Raw genomic sequence first — 15,256 nt, 5'->3', positions numbered from 1 at the left:
TTGATCGAGAAGAATAATAACAATGACAGTAGCTATCCAAACCTACGCCACTGGTGCTGAGTGGCTAACATATCTTTGCACTGATCTTTTGTCGTCAAACTCATGGTCGGTAGTTCGAGATACTTCTTCGGAGAAGGTGTTTGGGCTGCCGGGTGGCCAGGGGTTTGTGGCGTTCCTGGTTGGTAGCGGTGTTGTTGAGGTTCAGGCGTTCAAGGACTTCGATCCTGGTCAACCTGTTTCCGCCCAGGCCGGTGGGTTTAGCTATGCGTATTCACCTTTCCTGCCGCGATTCGTCTTGCCTGCGGGTGAGGTGAAGGTTTGGACGGTGGTAAATTCTCGTCGGCTGTGCGGGGTCATCAAGGCTGGATTGGCTTACTACTCGTTTTACGCTGGGTTGATATTGCCGTTTGGCTCTAATCGGGTCTATCCGTTTCCGTGCTTTATTGGCGGGTCAGGTGAGATCGGCGGCTCCAAGGAATCGGCGTTTCCGTTTATGTCAGGGGGTAATCAGTATTGCCCCAAGGTCTGTTTGCCTAATAGATCCTGGCAGATTGTTGGTGGGAATTCGGGGGGCAACACCTCATTTACTAACGAATTTCCCTACTCATATTCGTATGCTTTCGTACACCCATTTGATGGGAAATTTCACAGGCTGCGCTCGAAGATCGATGGCGGTGCGGTGGTGTATCCAGCCCTGGTGGTGAGCTCCGGTCGGACGTCTGATACGGATGTGCTGAACGCCGATGATGGGATGTGGCTCGGCTACCTGGACGGTGTGTTTGCTATCCCTCAGGGGCGTGCTGCTGAGTCGATCATCGCTGTCGATGGGGTGGACTACCTGGTTGTGCCGAACATCAGCAAGTCGACTGAAACCTATGGGCTGAGGTTGGCATGAAGCACTACTCGTCGAGGTACACATCCGCTGATGACTTGGTTGCCGTGATTAAACAGCGCCTGGAGGTCGAAGGTTGGGCTGTGAATCGCTACGGCGGTTTTGCAGACCCGCGAATTGGCATTCAACTGATGATCTCTCGTGGGGATGCGTTCTTCTGCTTGCGCAGCTTTGGGGAGTCGAGCCCATACGTCGACTACTACGCTGCAAGTTCGATTGGCCAGCATGGAGTGATTGTCTCTGCTGCTAGCGGATATAGCGACACTGCTGGCTTCGTCGGCCAACCTGGATTCCAGTCATCGCCCAAGTGCTACGTCGAAAGCGGCGATGGTGCTGGCACCTGCCATTTTTTCATCAGCGATGACCTGGTGATGTTCGTCACTGAGCGTGCGGGCGGTCTCTATTCGTGCCTGTCGTTTGGCGTGTTGCCCGTGCTGTCAGCGGCGACAGGTGGTCAGTTCGTTACTTCTACTGAGAGCTACTTGAGCACACAGAAACAGCCACTTTTCGCTAATTCTGCTGCGACGTTTGGCGTTCGACTTAGTCATTCGGAATGGTCGGGGTGGGATGTCGGGGGCAGGACTTGGGGCCCGCTGCGCCCCAGCAGCCAAGGCACTCTAATCGGTGTGCCTCACTATCATCAGAACGGAGCGAGCTACGGAAGTGTCGGGGCTGTCTCGCGTGCGAAGGGGCTGGTCGGTGGGATGGATGGCCTGATCTCCATCACGTTGTTCACGGAATTCAGCGGCGGGTTTGCCCCGTATGCGGAACTGCCAGAGGTATTTCTAGTGCCGATGGATTCGTTTGAGCCCGGCGCCGTTTACGAGCTTGGGGCTCGTCGGTTCATGGTTTTTCCCCAATACACCAAATCCTTCCCTGTTGACCGGGACTACCCACACTTTAACCTCGGCATTGCCGTATTGCTGGACGCTGCGACATGAACCAAATCGGCAAGAGCTTTGGCACTTACTTCTTCGACAATGTTTTCCTAACTCCAGCCAGGATCGATGCTGGCGTCGTTGTGCCTAGTGATGAATTCGGCTTTGAACTCTGGCATTCGTTCACTGACGCAAAAACATTAGCAGGGGTTAGTCAGACCGGAGCATTCGGAATTCAGCTTCAAGGTGCTACTTCCGGGGCTTTGTACGCGTTTACATCATTTGCCTACGGCGTTTCGCTTAGCCATGCAAATGGGGTGATCGACTACAAGGCTAGCTTCGATTTCGGCGCTGGATCTGCGTGTACATTCAGCCTGACCGCCTCCATGGCCTTGGTAATGCAAGAGCGCATTGACTGGTCGACCCAACCCGAGATGAGTATTCAGTACCTGACAGAGGTCATCGAGTCCTTTGACGGCACAGAGCAACGCATAGCCCTGCGTGACACCCCTAGATGCTCTCTCAGCTATATGTACAGCATGACTGACGAGCAGCAGTACCAGTTTGATAACAAGCTAGCTACGTCGACCGGCAGCATGATTGTCCCGCTGTGGCCTCTGCAGTGTCAGCTGTCACGCGCAGTGCAGCCTGGAGACGCGTCTGTTGTGCTGGAGGCAATCAACGCGCACGTGAGGGCTTCCGATACGCTCCTGATTTCCGAAGATGACGAGTCCGAGGTGGTCAGCATCGAGTCCGTGGACGGCAGGACTGTGACCCTAAAACACTTGGCTAAGAAAACCTTCTCCACCAATGCGGTAGTTCTCCCAGCCCGAATCGCATACTCAACCGATGAATCGAATTCCACATCGCTTCTGCGCGGCTTCGATCAGCACTCGATCACCTTCGACCTCGACGAGACACAAATCCAAAAGCCGGCCCCAGTCGATGACTTCGAGCGTTTGAATTCCCGGCCAGTATTTCCATTCCGCCCAGACCGCTCGAAGGATGTCACGACGCAATACAACCGCCTGCGCGAGACCCTCGATCCTCTCATTGGTGCTCGAAGCATCTACGACCGCGCAAGGGGCACAGTAAAGATCCTGGGCCAAACATTCACATTTTTCAGCGAATCCGAGCGCCAAAGATTCGAGGACTTCGCAGAACTCATGACCGGCGCACAGGGTGAGTTTTACATTGAGGGCCCAGGTCAAGCTTTCGAGCTCAGCGAAGACATCGTCGTTCCAACCTACAAGTTCAAAATCAAAAGTAGTGGTTACAGAAACTTTGCTAACAGCCGATCCCTCGCAACAAACATTGCAATTAAGCTGTACAATGGAGCTACTATTTACAAAACAATCCTGAGTGCCACGAAAAACCCAGACGGCACAGAAACAATCACAACAAAAGAATCCACGAACAACCTAAAAATCAGCGACATTGAAACTATCGTACCGCTTTACCTTGCAAGATTTGATTCCGACGAATTCCGCTACATCTTCGACACCGGCGAAGTGTCGACTATAACTAAAAATATAAGACAACTACTCTATGCTGACTCTGCAATCGATACATAAAGCGTTATCTCTGTCCCGTCCAATTGAGCTGTTTCTTTTTGAGCACGGAACGGAGAAGTATGCTTACACCAGTGGCAGCAAACAGCACCTACATACGGATGGCCTGATCTACACACCACTAAGCCTCAAGCGCGGAAAAGTACAGCGCACAGCAGAAGACTACAAAAACAGGCTCACCCTAGACATGCCAGGCGACTCACCAGTCCCGCTGTTGTTCCGCAGCCATTTGCCGTCAAACCACGTTTCACTCAAGGTTTTTCAGACTCAACGTGACCTACCCACCCAGTCAATCAAAATTTTCGCTGGGGAAGTTACATCGGTCACATGGAACAACAGCATCGCCAGCTTAGACTGCAATCCAGTCTCCAGGGCACTCGGTCGCCAGGTACTGCGCTGCGGCTATCAAAGCCAATGCAATCATCACTTGTATGACAGCAGGTGTGGATTGAAAATCCAAGACTGGCAAGAAGACACAACCGTCACAGCCATTAAAGACAATGGATTCACCGTCGAAGTAGCCAGCAAGTCTGAGGTGGACGACTACTACATCACGGGTTTGTTATCAAAAAACGGTAGTGATTTCCGTATGATCACATCCTGCTCCGCAAATGCTTTTAAGCTGATGTCGCCAATTGATGGATTGAAAGTTGGAGATGCCATCCAGGTTGCAAAGGGGTGTGACCACTCTGCTGCTGCCTGCCACTCTTTTGGCAACTTTGATAATTTCTTGGGCTTCTTGACCATCCCAAGCGATAACCCGTTCCAAGTTTACTAATCAATAATAATAAAAAGGAAGTACCTAATGGTTTGGTTCATGGCAGCGACGCTTGTCTTATATATGATCGCCATGGCTCGCATGCAGCCGAAAACGGAAAAGCCCACTGCTGCTGGCCTTGAGGACTTTAGTTTTCCGTCTGCTGCCGAGCGTCCGATTCAAGTTCTTGCTGGCACCAGACGGATTTCGGGGCCTAACGTCCTCTGGTACGGCGACCTCCGCAACTCGGCTATCAAGCAAGTCCAAAAAGGGCTTTTTGGCTCTAAAAAGACGACGGTCGGATACCGCTACCACATGGGAATTCAGCTTGGCATTTGCCACGGCCCTGATGTCCTGCTTCGCGAAATCAGGTTTGGCGATGACGTAGCCTGGTCAGGCTTGAGCTCAGGCGGGCCGATTGCAATCTCCAAGCCATCGCTGTTCGGGGGCGACACCAATGGTTCTGGAGGGGTCTCAGGAACTCTGCGATTTTACCCAGGAACCTGGACGCAGACCCCAAACGACTACCTGGCTGGTAAGGTTGGGATTGACTTGGTCTCTGCGATTCGCGGCGTTTCGTACTGCGTCCTCGAAGGGATGTACATTGGCAACTCGGCCAGTCCACAGGCTGTGAGCTTTGTCGCTAGCCGTTTTCCAAAATCTCCTGACGAGCGCTTTAGCCAGTACGAGCAAATTGGCCTGGATGCAAACCCGGCTTTTTTTATCTACGAGCTCATTACTAACGGTTTATACGGCGCAGACCTTGGCTACTCCAGCATCGATCTCGACACCTTCCTGGCCGCTTCAAAAACCTTGTTTGAAGAAGGCATGGGCATCTCAGCAGTAATTGATTCGTCGACCACGGCAGGCGACATGATTGACGACATCAAGCGGGTTATCCAGTGCTCCCTTCAAACCGATCCAGCGACCGGCGCCCTAAAGCTCAAGCTGATACGAAACGACTACAACATCAACGAGCTGCCCTTGCTCGATCAGTCGAACATCAAGACCCTGAGCGGATTCACGAGGGGCTCTCTCGACACCGCGTTTACCGAAGTGAAACTGAAGTACACGAGCATTGATGACGACTTCACAGAGCGAACGGTGATCGCTCAGAACAATGCCCTCAGAATCCACAAGGGCGACAGCGACGGCCAGACAGTGCAGATGCCCATGGTCAGCACCAGGGCGCTGGCAGCCAAAATCGCCATGCGCGAAATGACTAGCATCTCGGTGCCCCTGGCCACCTGTACCGCTGAATGCAATAGAGGGCCAGCGCACACCGAAGTCGGCGACGTCGTACGCCTGTCTTGGCCCGCTGAAGGCGTCGACAACCTCGTTATGCGCGTGACCGGTGTCGACCTTGGTGCTCCCCAAGACGGCTCGGTACGCCTCACGCTCGTGCAGGACGTTTTTGGAGTGTTTATGAGCCTGTACGCCGACGGCTCCGAGCGCCAGTGGACTAAGCCGACATTCGAGCCGACCGACATTACTAGGTTTGACATCGTCGACGCGCCCACAATTTTGACGACAAACCAGACAGTGGGCAGCGTGCTGGTCGTTGCGGAAAATCCAGGTGTTGCCCTGGACTACCAGCTGCAGGTTAGAGGTGGTGTCGACAGCGGCTACGTGGATGCTGGCGTTATGCCGTTTACGCCGCTGTTTGCTAGTACTGCCCCGATGGGGAGCGGGTGGACTGCTACCGGCTTGGTGCTCTCAGGGCCATCTGCAGAGCTGTCGTCGCATACGCCGGAGGAGGTGCGTCAGGGGCTGGGACTAATGCTAATTGTCAGTGCTGCTGGCAAGGAGTGGATTTCCTACCAGACTGCTGCAGCCGGCAACTCGACCACGGTTACTTTGGGCCTGGTCAACCGTGGCTTGTTTAATACAAAACCGTTGGCGCACCCTGCAGGGGCTAGGGTTTGGGCAGTTTCGGAGGGTCATGGGGTCACTGACTGGCAGTACGTAAAAGGTGAGTCGGTTTCGCTGCGGATGTTGCCGAGGACGCAAACTGGAGTCCTGGATGTAGATGATGCTCTAGTGCGGTCGTATAGCGTTGCCAGCTCTAACCTAGCGCCCTGGGCGCCTGGGCGCGTCCGAGTAAATGGCGTCGAGGGCGGTCAGATCTCGGGAGTTGCAACGGTGACCTGGCGGAAGCGCGATGGAGCCGTGCCAGCTGTTGTGTTTAACGGCGACGACGAGAGCCAGGCGACTGATGTGAGCTATCAGGTGGTTGTGAAATCGGGGAGCACTGTCATCAAGACCGTCAGCGGAATCACAGGAGAGTCTTGGTCGTTCTCTGACGAGACTACGCAAAATGGAGGGACTTACTACAGCAGCCTGACTTTTGAGATCAGCGCTCAAAAGCCAGGGTTTGAAGACTCTAAGCCCGCAACGATTTCTTCGAGCAGGTGATTTAACGATAACCCAGCGGCGTGCCGAGAGCTCTTGAATCTAGCGCTTTCCCAGGGTTCTTGTAGAAATTACTCTCGGCCCTGAATCGCTCAATCCAGCCCCATCTGCTATCGCGCTTTAGTTTTGCGTAGATCCAATATTTTCCGCCGAGGTTGTTTATCGCAAATTCAGCATTGTCGAAATCTACAACCCCGAGATGCATCGAAGCGGGGCAATCTCCAGCGCTCCCACCATCGGCGTCTTCTGTGGCGAATGAGTACCGCCTCACATTGTGGGCAGCGATGCTGAGGAACCCCTGAGCGTCAGATACAACGGATGCCTTTTTTATAGCACATGCCTTTTGACCCAGGACGGTGGTCGACAGCTTGCTTTCAAAAAGACTATCGCTAACACCGCTTGCTCTAAGTTTCTCAACATCGTTTCCTGAGAATTTTAAGAGCAGTGTTTCCTGGTACATTCCTGGCCTGTAGTCCACGACCTTGCCAGGATCAACGAAGTCCAGAGAAAGCTGGACATCCATTGGATACAACTTTCCATTAGCATCAACTAAGGAAACTTCCCCACTCCACTTATCCGCAACAGTCAAACGGATGTTGGGCAGAACAAAAAAGGAGCCGATTAGACCAGTGATTACAAAGAAAACTATCAGAGTAGAAAACGGGCCTGATTTAATAGCGGCTTGAACAACCACGTGTTCATTAGCTTTTTGCTCCCAATATGGGTCAATTTTTGATTTTACATTTTTGTAATATGGAAAACGTCTGGTGACGAAAAATATAGCGAACACGATCATTGGGATAGCAACAAAGCCACCACCAATTACCCCAACGCCAAGGAATGGCCACGTGGTTGATGATGGGATAAATTTAGCAACTATCGCCACTGGCCAGCTAAGGCAGAAGTTGACGATATCCGGCATGAACGGAAAATTTCCTCGAAGCGCGGCATTCACCAATCCGACCGAAGCCCGGAAGCCAGAACCCTCCACGACGCCAGCAAAAAGCCAGGCTGGAAACACGATGAGTAACATAAACACGGCCCAGAGTGCTCGCCAGCTATCGACTGTGCTTAGTTTTTGTTGCCGTACTGACTCAAGCTGCCGTTCTTGTGCATCAACTTTGAGTTTTTCTATGTCTCTAAGCATTCCCTCCACTTGATTGATCGAGCCTTGCATATCTGCAATAAGGCTTTCTTTATCTTTTCCAGCCGCCCCCATGTATCTCTCCTTGATTGTTCTGCGATAAATAGATCGTGGATTCGCGACCCATTATGTGGAAACGTATCCGATAGTGGTTTTTTTGATTACTCCCAAACTCTCGGCTTCCCTAAAAATAGTGCCGGCCCGCAGATTCCCGATCCTAGAGTTTTTTGCAAATTCCTTGAGCTTTACGGGCGATCCGGGTGCCAGGTTTTTGGCCTGAGTAACCAAGGTTTTTAGGATTTCTGAGTTCGAATCTGGCAGGATTTCTACGGTTTTTGGCGTTTCCAGCATTCCTGACTCCCTGTCCGGCAGCGCTTCGGCATCGAGTGATGGCGTTTCAATGGCCACCGAAGCTACATCATGTCCGTCAGGGCGTCCAGAGCTTCGCACGCCGGCCAAAATCAGGGCCGGAACAACCTCAAGGGACATTGCAAAACCCAAGCACAAAAGCTGGGCGAGCAGCGGCGGCAGGCTCGAAGCTTTTGCTACGGTCGACTTGATTTGCGCGATCTCAAGAGACCCTGCGTTGATCCGCGCAATAGCCTGAGCACGTTGAATGGCTGCACGCGAACCAACTGACTCCTCAAGCTCTAGGGCCTTGGAAACCATCCCACGCGCACGCAGATCGCTGGCTTGAGCTGCTGCATCGTAGATCTCTTTATCTAACCTTGAGATTAGTGCCGAGTCTTTCTGAGCCATACTGGTTAGAGCAGCAACACGCTCAGTTGTCATCGCCTCATGCGTTGCTTTACTGACACTAATGGATGTCATTAGGCGATCATATGTTGCCCAACCACTTACAACCGACAGCATCAAAGCACAACCAATTGTGAGCACTGCGCTAGTGCCCCGCAGCACCCTGATAGCCACAGGCCAAGCAAGGTACTTAAAAATATCCAACAACACCGCAGCACCAGCAAAAAGCAGCGCTAACTTCTTATCATCGATCAGCGCATACATCGCCAAGGCGACCGAAATTGCAGTTACGCTGGACAAAAGGAAGGCGATTGCGACAAGTAATGTCGACAGCTTTTTGCTCATGATAAACCCCGAAAATCCCTCTATACGCCCATTATATAAGTGGTTCCGGGCAGTGCAATACCGCAACCTGGCTATTTGACATCAAATTACCTTTATATATATTGCATTTATTTATTGCGTCAGCCTGTCCAATTCAATAATATGTTTTCATACCCACCTAAAAAAGGAAAAGAACAATGGGCAGCATGAGTTTGATTGATCGCCAAAACCTGGCAGCGAAAATTATTGCGAGTGGCGACTTGTATCGTGATGATTGTGCCTGCGGCCTGGAATATAATCACGATTCAAAGTCTGATCTTATTGAACTTATCGAAACTGCATTGGAGGTGATCGCTCCTTTTGGCGCAGCCGGCTTGCGCGACCTTGCAATTTACGCAAATGAACTTGCGGAAGAAAAAGAGTTTATAGCTGCGTATGGGCAAGACGAAGAGGAGCTTAGCGAATTCGACAAAATGGCACTTAAGATCGCCGTAAATCGCATAGGCGGCGACCAGCAAGTTTACAATAAGGCAACAGATCTTATTTATGCCGGCCTATATACTGTAAATAGCATTTGTCGCCTCAGCACAGATAACTTGAGGACGTTGCTGCTCTGAACATCACCGTAGCCAGCTTTCGAGCGGTAGCTGGCTACAGGGGCGGGGCAAATCCTTAGTCCAGAAGGAAAGCCTCTGCGAACAATGGAGCCAGCGGCGCGTGCTTTTGACCCGGCTCAAACGATTTAACAAGGAACGTCTTTCCATCACCGTCGCGTAGCATCAACCCCTGCCTTACAAGGCGTGACTCGACAAAAAGCTCCGCGAACAAGCCGAGCGCGGAAGTATCATCATCGACTTGCCCATAAATCCACCCCCACTCGTCTGCGACGGCATCGGTAAGAAAATGGTCAGCTGGACTAAGCGCTCGCCTGACAATCCGCCTAATTCTCTTAACACCCTTCGCCATAAGCACGAAATACCAGATTATGGGTATCAGCGGGATCGAAATTAAAATCCCACCCCATACGTTAATCTGATGCACGATCCAGCGCACAAGCCCCCAAAGTCTGCGCACCGGCACCAACCAGTTAATCCTCACAGCTGTTTCCCTCCCGCAATAGCCAAAACATCATCGTAAGCGTCCGTTGCATCAGAAAAATCCGCCACAACCCTGGACAGCACCCTGTAGGCTCGTCCATCAGCACCCTGGAAATACAGGAAATCCCCGTCAAGCCAGGCCTCCATAACCCTTGTATGGTGCCCAGTGCCAGACCCGACACCATCTGCAGCTTTGTAAGCAAAACCGAAGACTGTTATGCCGCCCTGCCAATGCGCAAAGACTGCATTTTGGAAAACCCATGGCTCAGTCACTGGTTGGTTTTTCATGCAAAAAACTCAGTGCGAAAAATCGGTGAAGGTTGCCAAAAAAATCTAATCGTTGGTCGTCAAGACTTAGGATCATATACTGGTGACGCTGCGAATCAATTACGCCAATGCCCATTTCTTCAATCCAGGCTTTACGCAGTGGGAAAGTCTGGTGTACTTCGCCGTCAAATTCTTCACCGTCGACAACACCGTATGCAAGACCAACTACATCCACGATCCTGTCGGTGCACAGTATGTAAGCGTCATAAATCAGAGCATTAGTAGCCATAATCCCTCCTCTTTACACCTAGATTGTAGCGCCTGCCAGTACTGCTAGCAAATAATATGACGGCATAAACACATCATAATAATGCTATTAAATAGAAAGCCGATAGCGTGACAAAGGAGGACTAATTAATCCTCCCTATTGCCAATCACTGGGTAGGTCAGTGCAACTCTATAGCTTGCTCCTCCTCGAACTCTAAGGGCTGCCCAGGGACATACTCTATGTATCTAACTTTAAGCCTGCACTCCCTTGGCTTAAAAATCGCATCAAATATTGCATCAATCAGCTCCAGGAGCTCCTTAATCAACTTTTGGAGCTGGTAGTCTCGCCCTGTGAATTTAATGTAAATGGGCTTTCTTCTTCGCCCGGAGACCGGGATGAATTCATAGTAATAGATTCTAAGTCTTTCTTGTTCTTCTGAATCTCTTCTTGCAATTTCTGCCTGAAGCTCACGAATGGTTTCGGGGTCATACTTTATTCCCTCTTGGGTGGTTAGTTTGTGCCAAGTTAATCTTGAGCGTTTGAGCTGTCTACCGCTTATATGTTTGCCATCAAATTCAAAGCTAATTCCTTTTGGTTGACCCTCCTCGTTCAGAGTTAGGTGGATGTAGACCTTTTGCTTTCTAAGGGATTTGACGAAGTCGAACATATCGCCATTGGTTGCCTGGGTGCGTTCAATGGCGCCTGCGATCTTCGCAATCATCTTGTGTTTCATGGGCAAGTCGTTGTCGCGGATCGATGCCTGGAGTTCTGCGTGAGAGATCGAGACGCCCCAGGTGTCCTTTGGCTTTGGCGCTTTGGTTAGGCTAAAGCGATCCTCGATGCGGGATACGGAGTCAAGGCTTGTTGAGCGCTCGTTACTGTCCCTTACCATGCTGAACTCGTCGGTGAGCCTGATCCTGTTGGCTACGATGTGGACGTGCTGATGGTCTTTGTCCTGGTGCATCACGGCGACGTACTGATTGGTTTCGTCAAAGCCGAGGTCTGCCATGTAGGCTTGGACTGCTGTGCGCCACTGGGCGGTTGTTAGGGATTCGCCGGGGCGGAGCGACAGCATTGCGTGGAAGACGGGCTTAATGGCCTTGTCGGAATCGATAGACATGCGGCGCATGGTCTCGACGCTGTCGAACTCCTTGATCATCTCCAGGACGTCTTCCTCGTTTCCCTGGAGGATCGCCGGGAGTGGATCTCGGCTCATGGTGTTGTGACTTATCGTCCGGATGCCGGAAATTTCATGGTCGTGCTTGGTGCAGCCGAAAATATATCGAATTCGGCCTTTGAACGACCCGGCACTCTTGGGAAATATTTTGCCGATCATTTAACACCTCCCAAGTTCACTTGGGCGATGTACTTAACCTTTTCCAGGAGCTCGCTGCCAGGCCTGTCGGCGTTGATCATGGATGCCAGGTTCATGAGTTCACGAGCGATTTGAACGACGTCTTGGCTGACTTTTGGCTTAACATGACCACTAGCGACAAAATCCCTGATAAACGCGCTTGCGGACTTGTAGCCTGCCTCGGCCATCTTGGCATTCAGTGTATCCAGCTCAGACTTATTAAGCCTAAACGTGATCCTAGTCTCCTTGTTCTGCCTCTCAATATTCTTCATCTCGACCCACCTTTATTATTTTAGTTATCGAGCCTTTAACGCAACACCCGAAGGGATGTGAGTAGCCTTAATTGTCTGCCATAGACACAACTGGCTAAAAAGAAGCTCTAGGATTATTATGCAATTTGAGCTTCCAGTGCTTCTAGTGCTTTTTGTTAATTATTTGATTTATTTGCTTGTATACCTAAACTTTCGCAAAGTGTGAATGCGAAATCGCAGTGTATGAGTGCGAATACCGCAAACAACGAGTGCGAAATCACAATGGTCGAGTGCGAAATCACAAGGCAATACTGTGACGTCGCAAGCAACTAATGCGATTTCGCTATCGGTGAGTGTAGGAGGTGATTAAAGAGATACTGACTTTGTGTCGAGGATTTTAGTATCGAGTGGCCTCAAGGTATGCAGGAAGCCTCGACAAACATATTCCTTGTCAATCTTAGCGTTGATGTAAATCTCTTCCTCGACCTTTGTTGTCGCACGACGAATCTCGGAAAGGTAAGCCGTTTTATATCCATCAGTGACATCCACGGACTGGCCCTCCCCGTCATGGTTGCAGAGGACTTTAATATAAAAAGCACCTACCTCAGCCCGCTCTGCAATGGAAATAAAACTGGCGCGCAGAATCTTCCGTGGCAGGTGCTTATTATCTACAAGACTTTTGGACACCTTGGTCAAAAAGTCACGCACGTTGGACTCACTGATTTTCTCTTGCTCAACCCCAGCAAAAACGTAATCACCACTATTTTGTTTCATTGCATACAACAGCTGGCAATATGCACTGTCATTGAGAACAAGGTGAAATTCTTCCGAGTTTTTCAGCGCATCGGCCTCATTCAATTTATCCCTTGGAGGAAACACAATTGATCGGGTCTTGTGACAAACATAATCTTTTTTGATCTTTTCAATTTCACCTGGGCGCACCCCAGAAAAAAGCATAAACAAAACTGCTGCAGATGCCGTCCTGAACGAAGTTGGAACTTCGCGTTTTGGCTGAGCATCTCCGATTTCAATGGCATTCGAGATGATAGCACCCAATTCATTAGGATTGACCCTGATCTTATCTCGCTTATTTACATGCCAGTTGCCAAGGGCGCTCATAATATCTACCGGGTTATATGTATAAATACGACCGCCGGCTTCATCTTTATAGAAAACAATTGCGTATGAAAAGATTGAACCGAGGAGCGACACCGCCTTGTTAGCTGATCGATTCCTCGGCTGACTCATCTTTCCGTTAGCTCGAAGCACTGGGGCGGTTGCTTTAGCGTGCAAATCGAGCACAACGTCGTTAGTCACAGAGATCAGTGGCATATCTCCATATCCCGGCTTAATGTAATTATTGTAGGTAGTCCGGTAGTCCCCGATGGTGCTTTTCGCCAGCTTAGTTTTATTCGCAATCATCGACTCAAAGGCTTCGCTTACAGTAAAGCTTTCCCTCAGGGTCTTCTTGTGTTCTTCGACCAGAATTACATCAAGGTTGGCGTAAGTCTTTTCTGCGGCTTCGCGAACAACTGGAAGCTTGGTCGACTTGTAGTCAAAGACATCAATCTTGCGCCGCTGATCTTTGCCATTAACTTTGCGGATCACATAAAAAGTTTTTCCGCCTGCTTTAGTCACACGCACAGCCAGGCCCTTGGTATGAGTGTCATACACGTAGATCTCTGACTTGCCATCCGGGCAAACCAGGTCACGCAGAGAGTCCTTGGTAAAGTTGATTTTCACAGCCACGGGCACACTCCTTCCCAGCGTACAAACTGTTGATTTCTGCAAGATTTTCGTGTCTAATGCGCGACTTGCTATCGCGCCCCGATGGTGAAATCGGCATACACATCGCACTTAAAATGCGCCGCCGCAAGGCATCCCGGTTCAAGTCCGGGTCGGGGCACCACCCTCCTCCGCCACCCTGGCGATCAGCTTCAAACCCCTATTACCTGTCTGTCGCGGCTAGCCAACCTGGGCCTTTGCACGCCCGGAATTTGACTAAAAAATGATCAGTCTGACCTTCCAGGTGCTTGGTAGCTCTCGGTAGCCGCTTGGTAGCTTCTTGGTAGCGCTTGGTAGCCGGTTTGGTAGCCGCGCCGTCAGCTTTCCCCATCCCTCCACGGCTAACCTAAGCTCTCGGCATCCCTCGGCAGCGGTGCGATAGTCACCCTAAATGCCTGATTTACAAAGTTTTTAAGCTCAGAAACACGGAGCTCAGCTCTCGTAAGCTTTCGTAAGCTCTTGCCAGCGGATTGAGGGGAAGAATGACTTAAAATCTGTCGGCGTGAGCCTTGCGGGTTCGAGTCCCGCCACTCGCACCAAACTTCGTTGAAAAGGCGCCCTCGCGGCGCCTTTTTGCTGCCTGAGAGCAATGTCTGGCGCAGCTGCTAAAGTGGAGCTTGTCCCCGTCCACTGGAACGCCGCCATGCGCTACTCCCTGTTCGATGGTCAACGCGACATCATTATCCTGATCGCCCGCGTACTGCTGATGGTCCTCTTCATTCTGTCTGGGTGGGCCAAGCTGACCGGCTTCGATGGCACGGTAGGCTACATGACCTCGCTCGGCGCCCCTGCCCCGATGCTGGCAGCTGGGATTGCCGTCATCATGGAGTTCCTCGTCGCAATCCTGTTGATCCTCGGTTTCTACACACGGCCGTTGGCCTTTCTGTTCGCGCTGTTCGTGCTGGGCACGGCGCTGCTGGGCCACCCATTCTGGAACATGGTCGACCCCGAGCGCAGCGCCAACATGACTCAGTTTCTGAAAAACCTCAGCATCATGGGCGGCCTGCTGTTGCTCGCGGTAAGCGGGCCCGGGCGGTTCTCGGTGGATGGTCGCTGAGTCAGTCGTCGCAGTCGTCGAACCAGGCTGGGTGATCGCGCTCTTCGTCATCGAGGTCATCCAGCGTTTCCTCGTCTTCCTCCACTTCATCCTCGGCGCCTTGGGCATCTGCCTCGGGCTCCATGTCGTCATAGAGAAATTCGTGGTCAAGCAGGTGATCGTGCTCGGGTTCGTGCAGGTCGTCTTCGTCGCGCATGCTGGCTCCTGGGATAATGGCAGGCCTGTATAGGCTGATCAGGGTGCCGGGTCAATGCGTGGTCGCTTAATCCTGGGTTAACCGGACCGGCGCAACCTGCAGGCTCTCCCTTCAAACGTCTTTTGCCCGCCTTCCATGGCGGGCTTTTTTATGACCCTGCGCACTTCGTTGCAGATGATGACAGCCTCATGACCTGACCTTCACGAAATGTCGACATCCGGATGGGCACACTGGCCCTGCTCCGTAT

15 protein-coding genes and 1 tRNA gene are annotated in these 15,256 nt (G+C 51.4%); 8 read left to right on the top strand and 8 right to left on the bottom strand.

Annotated elements, in window-relative coordinates:
• The first annotated feature begins 22 nt into the window (after positions 1-22).
• The 5 genes from PRJ_RS10755 to PRJ_RS10735 are packed head-to-tail and all read left to right on the top strand — an operon-like array spanning position 23 to position 6,513.
• Positions 23-895 carry a hypothetical protein gene (locus tag PRJ_RS10755; protein ID WP_104961353.1) on the top strand — a complete coding sequence of 291 codons (873 nt, stop codon included), beginning with the start codon at positions 23-25 and terminating at the stop codon, positions 893-895.
• Positions 892-1,833, top strand: coding sequence for a hypothetical protein (locus tag PRJ_RS10750; RefSeq protein ID WP_104961352.1), 942 nt, complete (start codon positions 892-894; stop codon positions 1,831-1,833). Before PRJ_RS10755 ends, PRJ_RS10750 begins: the two co-directional genes overlap by 4 nt.
• Positions 1,830-3,344, top strand: coding sequence for a hypothetical protein (locus tag PRJ_RS10745; protein ID WP_104961351.1), 1,515 nt, complete (start codon positions 1,830-1,832; stop codon positions 3,342-3,344). The genes PRJ_RS10750 and PRJ_RS10745 overlap by 4 nt, the downstream gene beginning before the upstream one ends.
• The gene (locus PRJ_RS10740; protein WP_104961350.1) at positions 3,319-4,119 is read left to right on the top strand and encodes a phage BR0599 family protein; all 801 of its coding nucleotides are present in this window, start codon (positions 3,319-3,321) and stop codon (positions 4,117-4,119) included. Before PRJ_RS10745 ends, PRJ_RS10740 begins: the two co-directional genes overlap by 26 nt.
• Before the next feature lie 27 nt (positions 4,120-4,146).
• Positions 4,147-6,513: a phage tail protein gene (locus PRJ_RS10735; protein WP_104961349.1), complete on the top strand. Its 2,367-nt coding sequence runs from the start codon at positions 4,147-4,149 to the stop codon at positions 6,511-6,513.
• Position 6,514: 1 nt separating this feature from the next.
• Here the strand turns inward: PRJ_RS10735 and PRJ_RS10730 are convergent, their stop codons facing one another.
• Both PRJ_RS10730 and PRJ_RS10725 read right to left on the bottom strand, forming a co-directional pair.
• Complete coding sequence (locus PRJ_RS10730; RefSeq protein ID WP_104961348.1) at positions 6,515-7,729, bottom strand: hypothetical protein; 1,215 nt, start codon at positions 7,727-7,729, stop codon at positions 6,515-6,517.
• A 51-nt stretch (positions 7,730-7,780) separates the two neighbouring features.
• Positions 7,781-8,755: a hypothetical protein gene (locus PRJ_RS10725; RefSeq protein ID WP_256597957.1), complete on the bottom strand. Its 975-nt coding sequence runs from the start codon at positions 8,753-8,755 to the stop codon at positions 7,781-7,783.
• A gap of 176 nt (positions 8,756-8,931) precedes the next feature.
• Between PRJ_RS10725 and PRJ_RS10715 the strand changes: the two genes are divergently transcribed.
• Entirely contained in the window at positions 8,932-9,351 is a 420-nt protein-coding gene (locus tag PRJ_RS10715; protein WP_104961347.1) for a hypothetical protein, read from the top strand.
• Positions 9,352-9,828: 477 nt separating this feature from the next.
• Here the strand turns inward: PRJ_RS10715 and PRJ_RS10705 are convergent, their stop codons facing one another.
• The 5 genes from PRJ_RS10705 to PRJ_RS10685 all read right to left on the bottom strand — a co-directional run bounded on the left by PRJ_RS10705 (position 9,829) and on the right by PRJ_RS10685 (position 13,720).
• The gene (locus PRJ_RS10705; RefSeq protein WP_158682555.1) at positions 9,829-10,119 is read right to left on the bottom strand and encodes a hypothetical protein; all 291 of its coding nucleotides are present in this window, start codon (positions 10,117-10,119) and stop codon (positions 9,829-9,831) included.
• A complete protein-coding gene (locus PRJ_RS10700; RefSeq protein ID WP_104961345.1) occupies positions 10,097-10,387 on the bottom strand; it encodes a hypothetical protein in 291 nt (96 codons plus the stop codon). Before PRJ_RS10700 ends, PRJ_RS10705 begins: the two co-directional genes overlap by 23 nt.
• Before the next feature lie 157 nt (positions 10,388-10,544).
• Positions 10,545-11,702, bottom strand: coding sequence for a relaxase/mobilization nuclease domain-containing protein (locus PRJ_RS10695; RefSeq protein ID WP_104961344.1), 1,158 nt, complete (start codon positions 11,700-11,702; stop codon positions 10,545-10,547).
• Entirely contained in the window at positions 11,699-11,992 is a 294-nt protein-coding gene (locus PRJ_RS10690) for a ribbon-helix-helix domain-containing protein (protein WP_104961343.1), read from the bottom strand. The genes PRJ_RS10695 and PRJ_RS10690 overlap by 4 nt, the downstream gene beginning before the upstream one ends.
• Positions 11,993-12,337: 345 nt before the next feature.
• Positions 12,338-13,720 (bottom strand): integrase family protein, encoded by a 1,383-nt coding sequence (locus PRJ_RS10685; protein ID WP_177429891.1) that lies wholly within the window; start codon positions 13,718-13,720, stop codon positions 12,338-12,340.
• Between the two features lie 75 nt (positions 13,721-13,795).
• Here PRJ_RS10685 and PRJ_RS10680 point away from each other — a divergent pair.
• Positions 13,796-13,880, top strand: a tRNA-Leu gene (locus tag PRJ_RS10680).
• A 519-nt stretch (positions 13,881-14,399) separates the two neighbouring features.
• Entirely contained in the window at positions 14,400-14,813 is a 414-nt protein-coding gene (locus PRJ_RS10670; protein ID WP_104961341.1) for a DoxX family protein, read from the top strand.
• 1 nt (position 14,814) lies between these two features.
• Here PRJ_RS10670 and PRJ_RS10665 read toward each other — a convergent pair whose 3' ends face one another.
• Entirely contained in the window at positions 14,815-15,009 is a 195-nt protein-coding gene (locus PRJ_RS10665) for a hypothetical protein (protein WP_020191346.1), read from the bottom strand.
• Positions 15,010-15,256 lie beyond the last annotated feature (247 nt).

This window comes from Pseudomonas sp. XWY-1 (genome assembly GCF_002953115.1).
GTDB classification, from domain to species: Bacteria; Pseudomonadota; Gammaproteobacteria; order Pseudomonadales; family Pseudomonadaceae; genus Aquipseudomonas; species Aquipseudomonas alloputida.
This window is presented reverse-complemented; position numbering and strand designations above follow the sequence as displayed.